A 15,691-nucleotide genomic window follows, 5' to 3' on the forward strand; every position below is an offset into this window, starting at 1 on the left:
CCCTCGCCATGAGCCACTGGATCGACCTCAAACAGGACGCCGACACCGGCATCGAGTCGGTCCGCGCCCATTTCACCGGCCATGCCTACGACCCGCACTGGCACGACAGCTTCCTGGTCGGCGTCACCGAACAGGGCGTACAGCAGTTCAACTGCCGCCGGGTGCGCCACCAAAGCACACCCGGCCAGGTGTTCCTGCTCGAGCCCGGCGACCTGCATGACGGCCTGGCGCCCACCGCCGAAGGCTTCACCTACTCCACCCTGTACCTCGACAGCCGCTGGCTGGAAAACCAACTGCGCACGCTGTTCGAGCAGGCACCCAGCGACGCCCTCCCCAGTTTCGCCGCCACCCTGCACTGCGATACGCGGCTGGCCGGCGCCACCAGCCGCGCATTCAACGCCTTGCACCAGCAGGACCTGCGCATCGTCCGCCAGACCGCCATCGACGACCTGCTGGCCTGCCTCACCGGCCATCTGCAGTGGCGCCGGCGCCTCGACCCTGACCCGCGCCTGCCGCTGACCGCGCAAGTGGCCCGCGACTACCTGCATGCGCACCTCGACCAGGACATCGGCCTGGACGACCTGGCGCGGGTCTGCGGCGTCGATCGATTCCGCCTGACCCGCGCCTTCAAGGCCGCCTACGGCCTGGCCCCGCATGCCTACCTGATCCAACTGCGCCTGGCCCGTGCGCGGCAGCTGCTGGCCCGTGGCCAGAGCCCAGCCGAGGTCGCCACGGCACTCGGTTTCGCCGACCAGAGCCACCTGGGCCGCTGGTTCCGCCGCGCCTACCGGCTCACGCCGGCGGACTACCGCAAACGCTGCTCAAACCTTCCAGACTGAAGCCAGGGCGGTTGCGAACATGAGGCCACGATCAATCGGAGCCTCGACCATGTCCAACAGCCTCTTGCCCTTCGCCCTCTTCGCCCTGGCCTCCAGCATCAGCCCGGGGCCGACCAACCTGCTGATCCTCGCCCAGGGCGCCCAGCGCGGCGTGCGCGCCAGCCTGGCGCCCACCGTGGCGGCCTGTGGCGCGGCGACCGCGGTGGTGTTGCTGGTTGGCCTGGGCCTGGGCGAACTGCTGCTTGGTCACCCGCTGGCGCAACAGCTACTTGGCTGGGCGGGTGCGCTGTGGCTGAGCTGGCTGGCCTGGCGCATGCTGCGTAGCGCCGGTGCGCCGCTGCAGGCCGGTGGCAACGCAGGCTTCGGCCCATTGCAGGCGGCCACCCTGCAGCTGGTCAACCCCAAGGTCTGGCTGATGGCGCTGGCGATGATCAGCCTGTTCGCCACCCCGGCCCTGCCGCTGTGGTGGTTGACCCTGGTGTTTCTGCTGATCGCCCTGCCGAGCATGACCGCCTGGGCGCTGCTGGGTGCTGGCAGCGCGCGCTGGCTGAATTCGCCCCGGGCATTGCGCCGGTTCAACCAGAGCCTGGCGGGGTTGTTGCTGGTGTCGACCTGGTCGGCGCTGCTGGTCTGACACCTATTTCATGCAGGCCCCTGCTGGCGGCGGGCCTGCTTGCAGTACACTCGCCAGCCTGACCGTACCCAAGGCCCCTGCCCCATGCCCCGCTTGCCAAGACTGCTGTTGCCCCTGCTGCTGCTCACCGCCCTCGCTGCCTGCGACCAGGCACCCAGCCGCGACGAAAAGATCCGCTCCAGCCTGCCCCTGCAGGAAGCCTACGAGCACAACATCGGGCGCATGGCGCAGCTGTTGGCCGTAACCCACCCCAAGCTGCCCGAAGAACAGATCAAGACGGTACTGCGCAAGCACCTGACCGTCGAGGACCAGCGCCAGGACCTGTATCGGCTCTACAGCGAAAAGAACTTCGACGATGGCGAATTCGACACCATCGTCGCCGCCACCCGCGACCCGGCCAAGGCCAAGGCGCTGGGCGAAACCGATGAAGGCAAGCGGCTGAGCGAAAAACTGACCGCGCTGATGCGCGAGAGCGCCAGGGACCCGAAAGTGCAGGCCTTGGTCGAAGCGCGCATGCAAGAGGTCGAGGACGAACTCCAGGCGTTGCAGCAAGCCGCTCCATGACAGTGGCGCTTTACGCCCTGATGCACGACGCAGGCGGGACATGTAACAAGCCTTGTCTTAAAACTGTCACCTTTCGGTCATAGGATTGACCCCGATCTGCCATTTCCCCTCAAGGATGATTCAGCCATGCGTCGTGTCGTGTTCAACCAGAAAGGCGGTGTAGGCAAGTCCAGCATTGCCTGTAACCTGGCCGCTGCCAGTGCCGCCGAGGGCTATCGCACCCTGCTGGTGGACCTCGACCCTCAGGCCAACGCCACCTTTTACCTGACCGGCCTGGTCAACCACGACATCCCGGCGGGCATCGCCGATTTCTTCCGCCAGACCCTTGCCCCCGCGCCGGCCACCGGCAAGAAGCACCGCGTGGCCATCACCGAAACCCGCTACGCCAACCTGCACCTGATCACCGCCAGCCCCGACCTAGCCGACCTGCAAGGCAAGCTGGAGAGCAAGTTCAAGATCAACAAGCTGCGCAAGCTGCTGGTGGAGCTGTCGGCGGACTACGAGCGGATCTACATCGACACGCCACCGGCGCTGAACTTCTACACCTTCAGCGCCCTGGTGGCCGCCGAGCGCCTGCTGATCCCCTACGACTGCGACAGCTTCTCGCGCCAGGCGCTGCTTAACGTTATGGCCGAGGTCGACGAACTGCGCCAGGACCACAATGCCGCGTTGCAGGTTGAAGGTGTGGTGGTCAACCAGTTCGCCGGGCGCACCGCCCTGCACCAGACCCTGGTCGACCAGTTGCGCGGCGAAGGGCTGCCGGTGCTGCCGGTGTACCTGAGCAACTCGATCAAGATGCGCGAGTCCCATGAAGCGGCCGTGCCCCTGGTGCACCTGGCGCCGCGCCACAGGCTGGCGCAGGAGTTTGTCGAGTTGCTGGATGTGCTGGAGCGGGCGGCGTGAGGGGGGTGTGGGGGTTCAAGTGGCCGACTTAGTCGCGCGTGTGGGCGGGCAGGCGTAGGGTGGTAATTTTGCAGCGCTCTCAAGATCGAGCGCCGCCCGCGCGGCGCTTCGCGGGTAAACCCGCTCCCACAGTTTATTTCGGGCCAATTATTCCTGTGAAAGTACCGGTGCCTGCCTTGGTGCATGCCTTGAGTCATGTGGGGCGGCGGCAACGCCCACACTGAAACCGCGTCGTACCAACAAGGCGGACCAGGTAATGGCACAGGAAAGACTGGCCCGAAACAAACTGTGGGAGCGGGTTTACCCGCGAAGCGCCGCGCGGGCGGCGCTCGATCTCATAGGCGCTGAAGATACCCAGCCGAACACACAGCAGCCCCTACCACCGCCGCCCCTGATCACGCTCACCGCTACCACCGCTGTAACGCGTGTCCTGCCCGCCCTGAATATTCGACCGACTACTGGAAGAGCTGCCATCGCTGTAGCGCGTATCCTGCCCACCCTGAATATTCGCCCGGCTGCTGGAAGAGCGGCCATCGCTGTAGCGCGTGTCCTGCCCACCCTGGATGTTCGAGCGACTACTGGAAGAACTGCCGTCGCTGTAGCGCGTATCCAACCCACCCTGAATATTCGAGCGGCTGCTGGAGCGGCGCCCGTCGCTGTAGGTGGTATCGAAGCCGCCCATGATATTGGCGCGGCTGGTTGAGGTAGTGCCGTCGCTGTAGCGGCAATCCTCGCCGCCCTGGATGTTCTTGCGGCAGCTGTCGGCCAGGGCCGAGGCGCACGGCAACGTCAGCAATGAGGCCAGTAGCAGATGGGTGGGTTTCATGGCAGTCCTTGTCGGCAAATTACATTCAGCATCACGCGGCCTGCATGTATCCACCAATGCTCGCTAAAGCACAAGTGTCTCGAGCAGGCCAATCGCCACTAGATGGCACTCGCTCCAGGCGGGCATGCAGATTTACCCACCCAAGCCTCTGTTCAGCTCAAGCCAAATAGTTATAAGATAACGTTTCATTTGACATTCATTCCTGCCTGCGACCCCTTGCCGATGACCAGCGCCACCGCCTCCCCCACCCTGATCACCCAGCGCCTGCAGAGCATCGATGCCCTGCGCGGCCTGGTGATCCTGTTCATGCTGCTCGACCACGTGCGCGAAACCTTTTTCCTGCACCGCCAGGTCAGCGACCCGATGAGCATCGACGCCACCGACCCCAGCCTGTTCGCCAGCCGCACCCTGGCCCACCTGTGCGCGCCGGTGTTCGTGCTGCTGACCGGGCTGTCGGCCTGGCTGTACGGCGAGAAGTACCAAGGCCGCAGCGACGTCTCGGCGTTCCTGTTCAAGCGCGGGCTGTTCCTGGTGGCGCTGGAGTTCACCCTGGTCAACTTCGCCTGGACCTTCCAACTGCCGCCGAGCGTGATCTACCTGCAGGTGATCTGGGCCATCGGTATCAGCATGATCGCCCTGTCGCTGCTGGTGTGGCTGCCGCGCCCGGCACTGCTGGCGCTGGGTGCGCTGATCGTGGCCGGGCACAACCTGCTCGATGGCCTGCATTTCGGCCCGGAGTCGGCGCTGCACGTGCCCTGGGCGATCCTGCATGACCGTGGCTGGCTGCAAGCGACCGACAGCCTGCGCCTGCGCACCTCCTACCCGGTGCTGCCGTGGATTGGCGTGATCGCCCTGGGTTATGGCCTGGGCCCGTGGTTCGCCCGCACCAGCAATGCCGCCGAGCGCCAGAACCGTTTGCTGTTGGCCGGCACCGCCGCACTGCTCGGTTTCGCCGTGCTGCGCCTGCTCAACGGCTACGGCGAAGCGCCGTGGAACAGCTACCCAAGTGTCACGCAAACCCTGATGAGCTTCTTCAACATCACCAAATACCCGCCGTCACTGCTGTTCCTCGCCCTTACCCTGGGCACCGGCCTGTTGCTGCTGCGCGGCTTCGAGCGCGCAGGGTCCGCCCGCTGGATCAGCATGCTGGCGGTGTTCGGCGCCGCACCGATGTTCTTCTACCTGCTGCACCTGTACGTGCTCAAGCTGCTTTACCTGGCCTGCGTGGCGCTGCTGGGCCTCAACCACGGCGACTATTTCGGCTTCGACGGCATTGCCGCGGTGTGGCTGAGTGCCGTGCTGCTGGCTGCGGCGCTGTACCTGCCGGTGCGTGGGTTCGCCCGCCTTAAGGCACGCCGGCGCGACATCGCCTGGCTCAAATACCTGTAAAGGCGTTTTCACCCGGCGGGTGATGGTCTACCATGCCGCCCGCCGGTTTCCACTCGGAATTAATAGGGAATCCCCAGGCCGCCACACGCGCGCCAAAGGGAACTGCCCCCGCAACTGTAGGTGCCGAGCCCGCGCCATCGATGCCACTGGACCTTGTGTCCGGGAAGGCTGGCGCAGGGCCAGGACGCACCAGTCAGGAGACCTGCCGGCACATGTTCACCAACCGGCGGGGTGTCCGGGATGGCCATCCGTTAGTTGCCTCGGGCGCCCTGCCCGAAGCCTGGCGATGCCTGTCCGTGCTCATTCCGTGCACCCTTCGACAGGAGATCGCCCGACCATGCTGCCCCGTATCGCCACCCTGCTCGCCGCCATGTCGCTGACCGGCCTGGCCCAGGCCGCCGCCACGCACTACCCGCTCACCGTCGAAAACTGCGGCGTGCCGCAAACCTTCGCCCAGGCGCCCGCGCGCGCCGTGACCATCGGCCAGGCCGGCACCGAGATGCTCTATGCGCTGGGCCTGGGCGACAAACTGGCCGGCACCTCGCTGTGGTTCAACAACGTGCTGCCCGAGTTCAAGACGCAGAATGACAAGGTCGAGCGCCTGGCCGACAACGACCCCAGCTTCGAAGCGGTGGTGGGCAAACGCCCGCAACTGGTGGCCGTACAGTTCGAATGGATGGTCGGCGCCCAGGGCGTGGTCGGCACCCGCGAGCAGTTCGCCGAGCTGAAGATCCCCACCTACCTGCTGCCGTCCGACTGCGAAGGCAAGGACAACCTGGTCGGCGCCGACGGCACCCGCCTGCAGCCGTTCAAGGTCGAGACCATCTACAAGAGCGTCAGCCAGCTGGCCGAGATCTTCGACGTGCAGGACCGTGGCACGGCGCTGAACGCGCAACTCAAGGGCCAGCTGGAGCATGCCAGACAGCAACTGGCCGGCAAGGACCTTGCCGGCACCAGCGCACTGTTCTGGTTCTCCAGCGCCGACCTTGAGATCGACCCCTACGTCGCCGGCCGCCAGGGCGTGGCCGACTTCATGCTGCAGACCCTGGGCGTGCGCAACGTGGTCGAGTCCAGCGAAGAATGGCCCACCGTGGGTTGGGAAACCCTGGCCAAAGCCAACCCCACCTGGCTGATCATCGCCCGCATGGACCGCCGCCGCTTCCCCGCCGACGACTTCCAGAAGAAGCTCGAATTCCTGCGCAGCGACCCGGTAACCAAGAACATGGACGCCGTGAAAAACGGCCGCATCATAGTCCTCGATGCCGACGCCATGCAGGCCGGCATTCGCCTGTTCCGTGGCCTTGAGCGGTTGTCCGCAGCCTTCGCCAACGGCCAAGCGCCACAACCATGAGCCGCCTGCTGCCCCTCGCCATTGCCGCGCTGGCCGCCCTGCTGCTGGCCATGCTCGCCGGCATCGCCATCGGCGAAACCCGCCTGAGCATCGACCTGGTCTGGCAGGTGCTGGCCAACCAGCTGTGGCAGGCCGGCCACGCCCTCGACCCGATCGACGCCGGCATCGTCTGGAACTACCGGCTGCCGCGCACTCTGGTCGCCGCCGCCTGCGGCGCGGGCCTGGCCACTTGCGGCGTGGTGCTGCAGGCGTTGCTGCGCAACCCGCTGGCCGAGCCCTACTTGCTGGGCCTGTCCGCAGGCGCCTCGACCGGCGCCGTGGCGGTCGGCCTGCTTGGCCTGGGCGGCGCAGCGCTGTCGCTGTCCGGCGGCGCCTTCATCGGCGCGCTGGCGGCGTTCGGCCTGGTGCTCTTGCTGTCGCGCGCCAGTGCCAGCAGCCACAACAACGCCCAGGTGATCCTGGCAGGCATTGCCGGGTCGCAACTGTTCAACGCCCTGACCGCCTTCCTGATCACCAAGTCGGCCACCGCCGAGCAGGCGCGCGGCATCCTGTTCTGGCTGCTGGGCAACCTCAGCGGCGTGCGCTGGCCGTCGGTGTGGCTGGCACTGCCGGTGGCCGTGCTTGGCCTGGCGGTGTGCCTGTGGCACCGCCGTGCACTGGACGCCTTCACCTTCGGCGCCGATTCCGCCGCCTCGCTGGGCGTGCCGGTACGCCGCACCCAGTTGCTGCTGATCAGTTGCACGGCGCTGGTGACCGCGGTGATGGTGTCGATCGTCGGCGCCATCGGTTTCGTCGGCCTGGTCATCCCCCACGCCCTGCGCCTGCTGCTCGGCCCCGGCCACAGCCGCCTGCTGCCGGCCAGCGCCCTCGGGGGCGCGCTGTTCCTGATCGTCGCCGACATCCTTTCGCGCACCCTGATCGCCGGCCAGGTGATCCCCGTGGGCGTGGTCACCGCGCTGATCGGTGCACCGGTGTTCGCGCTGATCCTGGTCAGCCGCCGGGGGCGCCCATGACCGTGATGAACTCGCTGGAAGTCGCCCCGCTCGCCTGCCAAGGTTTGAGCCTGCGCCTGGGTGACCGCGAGGTGCTGCAAGGTATCGACCTGGCCGTGCGCCCCGGTGAAACCCTCGGTATCGTCGGCCCCAACGGCTCGGGCAAATCCACCTTGCTCAAGCTGCTCGCCGGCCTGCGCACGCCCACCACGGGCAAGGTGCACTTGCTCGGGGAACCCTTGGCGACACTGCCACGCCGGCGCATCGCCCAGCAGCTGGCACTGGTCGAGCAACAGGCCGACACCCAGGACGCCATCAGTGTCTTCGAAGCCGTGGCACTGGGCCGCACACCCTGGCTCTCGGCATTGGCGCCCTTCGGCAAGGCCGACCGCGCCATCGTCGAGCAAGCCCTGGCCGATGTCGACGCCAGCCACCTCAGCCAGCGCATCTGGCGCGAGCTGTCCGGTGGCGAACGCCAGCGCGTGCACATCGCCCGCGCCCTGGCCCAGCGCCCGCAACTGCTGCTGCTCGACGAGCCGACCAACCACCTGGATATCCAGCACCAGCTGAGCCTGCTGCAACAGGTCCAGGCGCTGCCGGTGACCACCCTGGTGGCCCTGCACGACCTCAACCAGGCGCTCACCTGCGACCGCCTGGCCGTGCTCGACCAGGGCCGCCTGGTGGCCCTCGGCAAGCCCGAAGCCGTACTCACCCCAGAGCGCCTGCTGAGCACTTTCGGCGTACACGCCCACTACCTAACCGATCCCTTCGACGGCGCGCGCATCCTGCGTTTTCGCGCCCCCTGAACCAGGAAGTTCCGCCCATGCCGCCCCGCTCCGCCGCCCTGCTGCTTGCCGCCTTGCTGACCACCACCGCCACCCAGGCCGAGGTGTTCGAAGTGAAGATGCTCAACCGCGGCGCCGAGGGGGCGATGGTCTACGAGCCGGACCACCTGCGCATTGCCCCGGGCGACACCGTGCGCTTTCTGCCGACCCAGGCCGGGCACAACGCGGCGAGCATTCCTGGCCTGCTGCCGGCAGGCGCCGAAGCGTTCAAAAGCAAGCTCAACCAGCCGTACGAATACACCTTCAGCCAGCCCGGGCTGTATGGCATCCAGTGCATCCCGCATCTGGCGATGGGCATGGTGATGCTGGTGCAGGTGGGCGAACCCACGCCGGCGCAGTTGCCAGGCGCCCTGCCCGCCCGCGCGGCCAGCCGCCTCGCCGCGCAGCTGCAAAAGCTGGAGGCCGCGCAATGAAACCGCTGTTCATCGCCCTGCCGCTGCTTGGCCTCAGCCCGCTGGCCCTGGGCGAATCTGCCCAGTCCAAGGCCAATGGCATCGTCGAAGACAGCAGCTGGAGCCTGCTCAACCGCACCGTCTACGACCAGCGCGACTACCGCAACGGCGGGCGCAACAGTGCCGCGCGCAACGCCTACAAACCCCGCGCCGAACGCAGCGGCAAGGCCGAGGAATGGGCCTACGGCCTGATGGGTACATTCAGTTCCGGCTTCACTCAAGGCCTCATCGGCGTGGGCGTCGATGCCCATGCCTACCTTGGCGTGCAGCTCGACAGCGGCGGCGGCCGCGCCGGCAAGGCGCGCCTGCTGGCCATCGACAACGACGGCCACCCCAAGAGCGAATACAGCCGGGGTGGCGCGGCGGTCAAGCTGCGCGCCTCCAACACCGTGCTGGCCTACGGCGAGCAACGGGTCAAGACCCCGGTGTTCAGCTCATCAGACAGCCGCCTGTTGCCCGAGACCTTCACCGGCTGGTTCCTCACCAGCAACGAGATCGACCGGCTCAAGCTGGTGGCCGGGCACTTCAACGAAGGTACCGACCGCAATGCCTCCAGCCACGATCAAGGCTTCGTGGTGAACTACTCCAACGGCCGCCAGGGCAACAGCTTCGACCTGGCAGGCGCCGTGTGGAACCCGACCGCCAACGTCAGCGCCAGCCTGTACAGTTCCCGCTACCAGGACACCTGGAACCAGCACTACCTCGGCAGCACCCTCAGCCACGCCTTCGACGACCAGCGCAGCCTGAGCCTTGACCTCAACCTGTACCGCACCACCGACACTGGCAAGGCCCTGTCCGGGCGCATCGACAACACCACCTGGAGCCTGGTCTCGCGCTACGCCCAGGGCCCGCACGCGTTCAGCCTGGGCTGGCAGCAGGTGGACGGCAACACGCCGTTCGACTACGTCAGCCGCGGGGCGATCTACCTGGGTAACGCCGTGCAGTTGTCGGACTTCAATGCGCCGAACGAGAAGTCGTGGCAGGCCAGGTATGACCTGAACATGGGGGCCTATGGCGTGCCGGGGTTGAGCCTGACGGCCTTGTATGTGCGTGGGTTCGATATCGATGGCACCCATGTCGATCCGCGTGGGGGGTATGCGTATCTGGGGTATGGCAAGGATGGCAAGCACTGGGAGCGGGACCTGGAGGCGCGCTATGTGGTGCAGAGTGGGGCGGCCAAGGGGGTGGCGGTTTCGGTAAGGCATAACGTGCACCGGGGGGATACGGCGCAGGCGGAGTTGGATGGGGATCAGGTCAGGGTGGCGGTGGAGTGGCCGATCAGCGGGGGGTTCTGAGGGCCCTTTGACGACCGTATGTGGGCCACCAAGTGCAGGGCGACAGATGTGCAGCGCCCTCAAGATCGAGCGCCGCCCGCGCGGCGCTTCGCGGGTAAACCCGCTCCCACAGTTTGTTTCGGGCCAGTCTTTCCTGTGCCATTACCTGGTCCGCCTTGTTGGTACGACGCGGTTTCAGTGTGGGCGTTGCCGCCGCCCCACAGGACTCATGGCATGCACCAAGGCAGGCGCCGGTACTTTCACAGGAATAATTGGCCCGAAACAAACTGTGGGAGCGGGTTTACCCGCGAAGCGCCGCGCGGGCGGCGCTCGATCTCATAGGCGCTGCAAAAACACCGGCGAACCTCAGCGAACCTCACCGCCTGCGCCGCAGATAGCTCTCCAACGGATCCTTGCTCAACCCTTCCTGGGCCTGGGCCACCGAGGCGATGAACAGCGAGAACAGCTCCGACTGCTTGGCGATGTCCAGCTTGCTGTACACATGCTTGCGGTGGGTCTTGACCGTGTCCTCGCTGATCCCCAGCCGTTCGGCCAGCGAGCGGATGGAATGCCCGCGCAGCATGTACTGGGCCACCAGGCACTCGCGCTCGGTCAACAGCGACGAGCCGAACTGGGTCAGCGCGGCGTTGATCTGGCGCCCCAGCGCACTTTCGAAGCGCCCTCCCAGCGCATCCGCATCCAGGTCCCCCCAATGCCGGCGCACCACGGCCAGCACCCAGGGGGCGATGCGCTTGAGTTCGTCGACCTGCTGCCGGCCCAGGCGGCGGGTGCTGGCCAAGGCCACGGCGATGGTCAGCTTGGGCCCCAGGGGCACGATGTAGTTCAGCTCATCCTCGAGCCGCGCATGCTGGTAGAACGACACGTAGTATTCGCTGCGCTTGAAGTGGTCCGGTGCCACATCGCTCAGTCGGTAGCAGCCTGGGGCAATGCCCTCGATGCAGGCCCGGTAGAACGGGCACAGCAGGTAGAAGCCTTCCAGGTACTTGCCGATGCTGCCCTCGGGCATCCACGGCCCCTCCTCGTCCCGCTCGAACAAGGCCGAAGGCAGCCCTTGATGGGGGAACAGGAACACGGTGATGGCGTGGGAAGGCGCCAGGTAGTTCAGCGCGGCGAACAGCGACTCGACGAACGCCGACGTGCCGATGCAATCGACCACGTGGGCGATCTGCTCGAACCACTCTGCGGATTGAAGGCGGTCTCTGCTCATCTGCTTGCCTCTTGAATCGGAAAAAGCCGTTGCATCGCTGCAACGGCGTTTCCCATCTTTCCATGCCCGGGGCGGGCTCACCAGCGTGCAGTTACGCGGGGGTCAGCGTGCCGCCCAGGCATTGAAGCGCTCTTCCAGCTCTTCGCCGTGGTCGACCCAGAACTCGGCGTTCACCAGTTGAGCCTCGGCCAGGTTGGCCGGGGCCGTTGGCAGTTGCTGCTGGATGTCGGCCGGCAATGCATTGACCGCATCGGTACGCACCGGGCCGTAGGGAATGTGGCTGGAGAAGGTTTTCTGCGTGGCGGCTTGGCTTGCGAAGGTGATGAACTGCTGCGCCAGCTCCTTGCTCTTGGAGCCGCGCACGATGGCCCAGTGGTCCGGATCGTACAGGCTGCCTTGCCAGACGATGCCAAGCTTCGAGCCGTCCTTCTGCGCCGAGGCGATGCGCCCGTTGTAGGCGGCGGACATCACCACATCACCGGCCACCAGCCATTGCGGCGGTTGCGCGCCGGCCTCCCACCACTGGATGTTCTGCTTGATCTGGTCGAGCTTTTTGAAGGCCCGGTTGACCCCCTCTGGCGTGCCCAGCACGGTGTACAGGTCCTGGCGTGGAACGCCATCGGCCAGCAGCGCGACCTCGAGGGTGTACTTGGCGCCCTTGCGCAGCCCGCGCTTGCCCGGGAAGCGCTGGGTGTCCCAGAAGTCTGCCCAGGAGGTCGGCCCATTGGCGAGCTTCTGGGTGTTGTAGGCCAGCACCATGGACCAGACATAACTGGCCACGCCGCACTCGCTCACGGTACCGGGCAGGTAGTTGGCCTGGTCGCCCAGCAGGGCCGGGTCGATGCGCTCGAACAGGCCCGCCTCGCAGCCGCGGATCAGCTCGGGGCTTTCGACCTCCACCACGTCCCAGGACACATGGCCGACATCGACCATGGCCTTGACCTTGGAAAGTTCGCCGTTGTATTCGCCGGCCACCACCTTACCTGCCCCACTCTGCTCGAAGGGCTGGAAGTAGGCGGCCTGCTGCGCGGCCTTGGTGGCGCCGCCAAAGGAGATGACGGTGAGGCTGGAGGTGCCGGCAAGGGCGGGAAGACTGGCAGCGGCGAGCACTGCAAGGCTGAGTGACGCGGTGATGGTACGCATGGAAACTCCCTCACGATTTATGGTTGTGTGTATCGAGGCAGTTGGGCCAGTCGGCCCGAGCCCGCAGTGCCCGGGGGGATGCGGGGGGATTTTTTGTTATGGGTGGTTCCTGGTGCATGACAAGACAGCGGTAGCGCCCTCAAGATCGAGCGCCGCCCGCGCGGCGCTTCGCGGGTAAACCCGCTCCCACATCTGTTTCGGGCCAGTGAGTCCTGTGAAAGTACCGCTGCCCGCCTTGGTGCATGCCTTGAGTCATGTGGGGCGGCGGCAACGCCCATGATGAAACCGCGTCGTACCAACACGGCGGACCAGGTGATGGCACAGGAAAGATTGGCCCGAAACAAACTGTGGGAGCGGGTTTACCCGCGAAGCGCCGCGCGGGCGGCGCTCGATCTCACAGGCGCAACACATCCAAAGGCCAACACCTCCCAGCCCCAACCCCTTACCGCAACTGGAACCAGGTGGTCTTCAACTGCGTGTACTTGTCGAACGAGTGCAGCGACAGATCGCGGCCGAACCCGGATTGCTTGCCGCCACCAAACGGCACCGTGGTATCCAGCGCATCCATGGTATTCACCGAAACCGTACCGGCCTTCAGCGCCTTGGCCACACGGTGGGCGCGGTTGAGATCGTCGCTCCACACCGACGCAGCCAGCCCGTAGATGCTGTCATTGGCCAACTGCACCGCCTGCTCTTCGCTGTCGAACGCGCTGACGGCCAGCACCGGCCCGAAAATTTCATCGCGGGCAAGGCGGCTATCACTGCTGACGTTGCCGAAAATCGTCGGCGTGATGAAGTTGGACGAACCATTGAAAGTCAGTTGCTCGCCACCGCTGAGCAACGTCGCGCCCTCCTCATGCGCCTGGCCGATCGCCCGCACAATGCGCGCGGTCTGCTCGCTGTCGACGATCGCGCCGGCGGCACTGGCCGGATCGAGCGGGTCGCCCGGCAGCCAGGCCTGGGCCTTGGCGATTACCCGTTCAACGAACTCGTCGTGGATCGAGCGCTGCACGTACAGCCGCGAGTTGGCCGAGCACACCTCACCCTGGTTGAAGAAGATGCCGAACGCGGCCTTCTCGGCGGCCAGGTCAAGGTTCTGGCAATCGGCGAACACCAGGTTCGGGCTCTTGCCGCCGCACTCCAGCCACACCTGCTTAAGGTTCGACTGGGCCGAGTACTGCATGAAGTACTTGCCCACCTGGGTGGAGCCGGTAAACACCAGGCAATCGACGTCCGGGTGCAGCCCCAGGGCCTTACCGGCCTGCTCACCCAAGCCCGGCACCACGTTCAGCACGCCCTCGGGGATGCCCGCCTCCAGTGCCAACTGGCCGAGGCGCAGGGCCGAGAACGGCGACTGCTCGGCGGGCTTGAGCACCACGCTGTTGCCGGCGGCCAGCGCCGGCGCCAGCTTCCAGGCGGCCATGTCCAGCGGGAAGTTCCACGGCACCACGGCGGCAATCACGCCCAGGGGTTCGCGGGTGATGGTGGCCAGCGCATTGGCGGCGGTGGGCGCGACCTGGTCGTAGACCTTGTCCAGCGCCTCGCCGTACCAGGCGAACACCCCGGCCGCGCCGGGCACGTCGATGTTGTAGGCATCCATCACCGGCTTGCCCATGTTCAGCGAGTCCAGCAGCGCCAGTTCTTCGCGGTGCGCCAGCAGCAGGTCAGCCAGCTTGATGAGGATTTTCTTGCGCTGGGTGGGGGCCATGCGTGCCCAGGGCCCATGCTCGAATGCGCGGCGGGCGCTGCGCACGGCCAGGTCGACTTCGACTTCAGCGCAGGCCGCCACCCGGGCGAGCAACTGGTTGGTGGCCGGGTTGATGGCGTCGAAAGTCGCCCCCGAGGAGGCCTTCACCGAGTGGCCGCCAATCAGGGCGGTGTCGATGAATGTTTGGCGGTTGGCCCGCTGCTGCCAGAAGGAAAGGTCGAACACGCTGCGCTCCCACATCGACCGCGTTCGCGGTCAGTTGTTATTAATGTGAGCCGATGGTGCGCCACTCTGGACGGCGGGAAAATTAGTAAAAATGTTCTCCAGACCTATGAAAAAGCTCTCTAGGCTCTGTACGAAAAGTATGGTCATCCATCGTTGTGGGAGCGGGCTTGCCCCGCGATCTGCCGCAACGCGGCAGCAAAACCTGGATTCGCGGCGTCTTTGACACTATTTGATATCGGGTATAGGAGCGCTTCGCACTCCATCGCGGGGCAAGCCCGCTCCCACAAAACTTTTCGTACAGTGCCTAGCCTCACCAGCCCTCAGTCCGGCAAGCGATAGCGCTCGGCAAAGTACTGGCGGAAGAACTCCACCGCCACCCGCACCTTGGCCGAGCCGGCCAGCGGCGCGGTGTACACCGCCCAGATGTCCGCCGCCTGCTGGTAGTCGGGCAGCACCTGCACCAGCCGCCCGTCTTCGATGCTGTCGTGAACATCCCACCATGAGCGCAGCAGGATGCCCCGCCCGTCCAGGCACCACTGGTGCGCCACCTCGCCATGGTTGCTCGACAGGGCGCCGGTCACCCGCACGCTCTCCTCGCCTTGCGGGCCTTCAAGGTGCCACAGCCCGAACGGGTGGTCGCGCTCCTTGATCACCAGGCAGTCATGGCTGGCCAGGTCCGCCAACACCTTGGGCGTCCCTCGCTCGGCCAGGTAGCCGGGCGCTGCGCACAGCACCCGGCGGTTGCGCGCCAGCGGCTTGGCGATCAGGTGCGGGGCGATGACGTTGCCGACGCGGATGTCCAGGTCCACCCCTTCGGCGATCAGGTCCACCAGGCGGTCGTGCACGTCCAGGCGGATGTCCAGCCGTGGGTAGCGTGCCGCCAGCTCCGACAAGGCCGGCGCCACGAAGCGCCGGCCCAGGCCCAGGCTGCTGGCGATGCGCAATTGCCCGGCGGGCTCGCGCTGGCCGGCGTTGAGGTCGTCGCCCATGCGTTGCAGGGTCTCGAAGATCTGCTGCGCCCACTGGTAGACCCGCTCGCCCTCTTCGCTCACCGTCACCCGCCGGGTGGTGCGGTGCAGCAGGCGCACCCCCAGGCTCTCTTCGAGCAGGCGGATGCGCTTGCTGACGAACGCCGCCGACATGCCGCGCTCGTCCGCCACGGCGGCAAAGCTGGCGCGGCGCGCTACCTGCAGGAAGATATCGAGGTCGTCGAGGTTCGGCAGATTATTCACGATTCGTGCACCAAGAATTGATCGAATAGCGGATTATCTCCGCAGCGCGCCCTTATAGCATGAGTGCATCCTCCCTGAACACGAGA

At 66.2% G+C, this 15,691-nt stretch carries 15 protein-coding genes and 1 riboswitch; of the genes, 10 read left to right on the plus strand and 5 right to left on the minus strand.

What is annotated here, in order from left to right; translation table 11 throughout:
* The first annotated feature begins 8 nt into the window (after positions 1–8).
* The 4 genes from EJA05_RS15605 (at position 9) to EJA05_RS15620 (ending at position 2,940) form a co-directional block, all read left to right on the plus strand.
* Positions 9–839: an AraC family transcriptional regulator gene (locus EJA05_RS15605; RefSeq protein WP_125858931.1), complete on the plus strand. Its 831-nt coding sequence runs from the start codon at positions 9–11 to the stop codon at positions 837–839.
* A 49-nt stretch (positions 840–888) separates the two neighbouring features.
* Entirely contained in the window at positions 889–1,473 is a 585-nt protein-coding gene (locus EJA05_RS15610; protein WP_125858932.1) for a LysE family translocator, read from the plus strand.
* Positions 1,474–1,557: 84 nt separating this feature from the next.
* Positions 1,558–2,037 (plus strand): DUF2059 domain-containing protein, encoded by a 480-nt coding sequence (locus EJA05_RS15615; RefSeq protein ID WP_125858933.1) that lies wholly within the window; start codon positions 1,558–1,560, stop codon positions 2,035–2,037.
* Between the two features lie 126 nt (positions 2,038–2,163).
* Positions 2,164–2,940 (plus strand): ParA family protein, encoded by a 777-nt coding sequence (locus EJA05_RS15620; protein ID WP_125858934.1) that lies wholly within the window; start codon positions 2,164–2,166, stop codon positions 2,938–2,940.
* Positions 2,941–3,316: 376 nt separating this feature from the next.
* Here the strand turns inward: EJA05_RS15620 and EJA05_RS15625 are convergent, their stop codons facing one another.
* The gene (locus EJA05_RS15625; protein WP_125464377.1) at positions 3,317–3,766 is read right to left on the minus strand and encodes a hypothetical protein; all 450 of its coding nucleotides are present in this window, start codon (positions 3,764–3,766) and stop codon (positions 3,317–3,319) included.
* A gap of 222 nt (positions 3,767–3,988) precedes the next feature.
* Here EJA05_RS15625 and EJA05_RS15630 point away from each other — a divergent pair, with 222 nt between their 5' ends.
* The 6 genes from EJA05_RS15630 to EJA05_RS15655 all read left to right on the plus strand — a co-directional run bounded on the left by EJA05_RS15630 (position 3,989) and on the right by EJA05_RS15655 (position 10,090).
* Positions 3,989–5,155 carry a DUF1624 domain-containing protein gene (locus EJA05_RS15630; RefSeq protein WP_125858935.1) on the plus strand — a complete coding sequence of 389 codons (1,167 nt, stop codon included), beginning with the start codon at positions 3,989–3,991 and terminating at the stop codon, positions 5,153–5,155.
* Positions 5,156–5,181: 26 nt separating this feature from the next.
* Positions 5,182–5,379, plus strand: a riboswitch (cobalamin riboswitch).
* A 113-nt stretch (positions 5,380–5,492) separates the two neighbouring features.
* Positions 5,493–6,506: an ABC transporter substrate-binding protein gene (locus EJA05_RS15635; RefSeq protein WP_125858936.1), complete on the plus strand. Its 1,014-nt coding sequence runs from the start codon at positions 5,493–5,495 to the stop codon at positions 6,504–6,506.
* Positions 6,503–7,519: a FecCD family ABC transporter permease gene (locus tag EJA05_RS15640; protein ID WP_125464380.1), complete on the plus strand. Its 1,017-nt coding sequence runs from the start codon at positions 6,503–6,505 to the stop codon at positions 7,517–7,519. The genes EJA05_RS15635 and EJA05_RS15640 overlap by 4 nt, the downstream gene beginning before the upstream one ends.
* The gene (locus EJA05_RS15645) at positions 7,516–8,304 is read left to right on the plus strand and encodes an ABC transporter ATP-binding protein (protein WP_125858937.1); all 789 of its coding nucleotides are present in this window, start codon (positions 7,516–7,518) and stop codon (positions 8,302–8,304) included. Before EJA05_RS15640 ends, EJA05_RS15645 begins: the two co-directional genes overlap by 4 nt.
* A gap of 17 nt (positions 8,305–8,321) precedes the next feature.
* The gene (locus EJA05_RS15650) at positions 8,322–8,756 is read left to right on the plus strand and encodes a pseudoazurin (RefSeq protein WP_125858938.1); all 435 of its coding nucleotides are present in this window, start codon (positions 8,322–8,324) and stop codon (positions 8,754–8,756) included.
* The gene (locus tag EJA05_RS15655) at positions 8,753–10,090 is read left to right on the plus strand and encodes an OprD family porin (RefSeq protein WP_125858939.1); all 1,338 of its coding nucleotides are present in this window, start codon (positions 8,753–8,755) and stop codon (positions 10,088–10,090) included. Before EJA05_RS15650 ends, EJA05_RS15655 begins: the two co-directional genes overlap by 4 nt.
* 355 nt (positions 10,091–10,445) lie before the next feature.
* On the opposite strand, the gene EJA05_RS15660 is transcribed toward EJA05_RS15655, so the two are convergent.
* The 4 genes from EJA05_RS15660 to EJA05_RS15680 form a co-directional block, all read right to left on the minus strand.
* Positions 10,446–11,297, minus strand: a complete 852-nt coding sequence (locus tag EJA05_RS15660; protein ID WP_110992827.1) for a helix-turn-helix transcriptional regulator — start codon at positions 11,295–11,297, stop codon at positions 10,446–10,448.
* Between the two features lie 102 nt (positions 11,298–11,399).
* Positions 11,400–12,440, minus strand: coding sequence for an ABC transporter substrate-binding protein (locus tag EJA05_RS15665; protein WP_110992826.1), 1,041 nt, complete (start codon positions 12,438–12,440; stop codon positions 11,400–11,402).
* Positions 12,441–12,882: 442 nt separating this feature from the next.
* Complete coding sequence (locus EJA05_RS15675; RefSeq protein WP_125858940.1) at positions 12,883–14,373, minus strand: aldehyde dehydrogenase; 1,491 nt, start codon at positions 14,371–14,373, stop codon at positions 12,883–12,885.
* A gap of 320 nt (positions 14,374–14,693) precedes the next feature.
* Positions 14,694–15,605, minus strand: coding sequence for a LysR substrate-binding domain-containing protein (locus EJA05_RS15680; protein ID WP_125858941.1), 912 nt, complete (start codon positions 15,603–15,605; stop codon positions 14,694–14,696).
* Positions 15,606–15,691 lie beyond the last annotated feature (86 nt).

The sequence above is a fragment of the Pseudomonas oryziphila genome (assembly GCF_003940825.1).
Classification (GTDB): Bacteria; Pseudomonadota; Gammaproteobacteria; order Pseudomonadales; family Pseudomonadaceae; genus Aquipseudomonas; species Aquipseudomonas sichuanensis.

Bases quoted from the DNA above. Each gene is read 5' to 3' on its own strand.
- EJA05_RS15660 (WP_110992827.1), bottom strand. From the start codon at position 11,297: ATGAGCAGAGACCGCCTTCAATCCGCAGAGTGGTTCGAGCAGATCGCC.
- EJA05_RS15645 (WP_125858937.1), top strand. From the start codon at position 7,516: ATGACCGTGATGAACTCGCTGGAAGTCGCCCCGCTCGCCTGCCAAGGT.
- EJA05_RS15620 (WP_125858934.1), top strand. From the start codon at position 2,164: ATGCGTCGTGTCGTGTTCAACCAGAAAGGCGGTGTAGGCAAGTCCAGC.
- EJA05_RS15665 (WP_110992826.1), bottom strand. From the start codon at position 12,440: ATGCGTACCATCACCGCGTCACTCAGCCTTGCAGTGCTCGCCGCTGCC.
- EJA05_RS15630 (WP_125858935.1), top strand. From the start codon at position 3,989: ATGACCAGCGCCACCGCCTCCCCCACCCTGATCACCCAGCGCCTGCAG.
- EJA05_RS15635 (WP_125858936.1), top strand. From the start codon at position 5,493: ATGCTGCCCCGTATCGCCACCCTGCTCGCCGCCATGTCGCTGACCGGC.
- EJA05_RS15610 (WP_125858932.1), top strand. From the start codon at position 889: ATGTCCAACAGCCTCTTGCCCTTCGCCCTCTTCGCCCTGGCCTCCAGC.
- EJA05_RS15605 (WP_125858931.1), top strand. From the start codon at position 9: ATGAGCCACTGGATCGACCTCAAACAGGACGCCGACACCGGCATCGAG.
- EJA05_RS15655 (WP_125858939.1), top strand. From the start codon at position 8,753: ATGAAACCGCTGTTCATCGCCCTGCCGCTGCTTGGCCTCAGCCCGCTG.
- EJA05_RS15625 (WP_125464377.1), bottom strand. From the start codon at position 3,766: ATGAAACCCACCCATCTGCTACTGGCCTCATTGCTGACGTTGCCGTGC.
- EJA05_RS15650 (WP_125858938.1), top strand. From the start codon at position 8,322: ATGCCGCCCCGCTCCGCCGCCCTGCTGCTTGCCGCCTTGCTGACCACC.
- EJA05_RS15615 (WP_125858933.1), top strand. From the start codon at position 1,558: ATGCCCCGCTTGCCAAGACTGCTGTTGCCCCTGCTGCTGCTCACCGCC.
- EJA05_RS15640 (WP_125464380.1), top strand. From the start codon at position 6,503: ATGAGCCGCCTGCTGCCCCTCGCCATTGCCGCGCTGGCCGCCCTGCTG.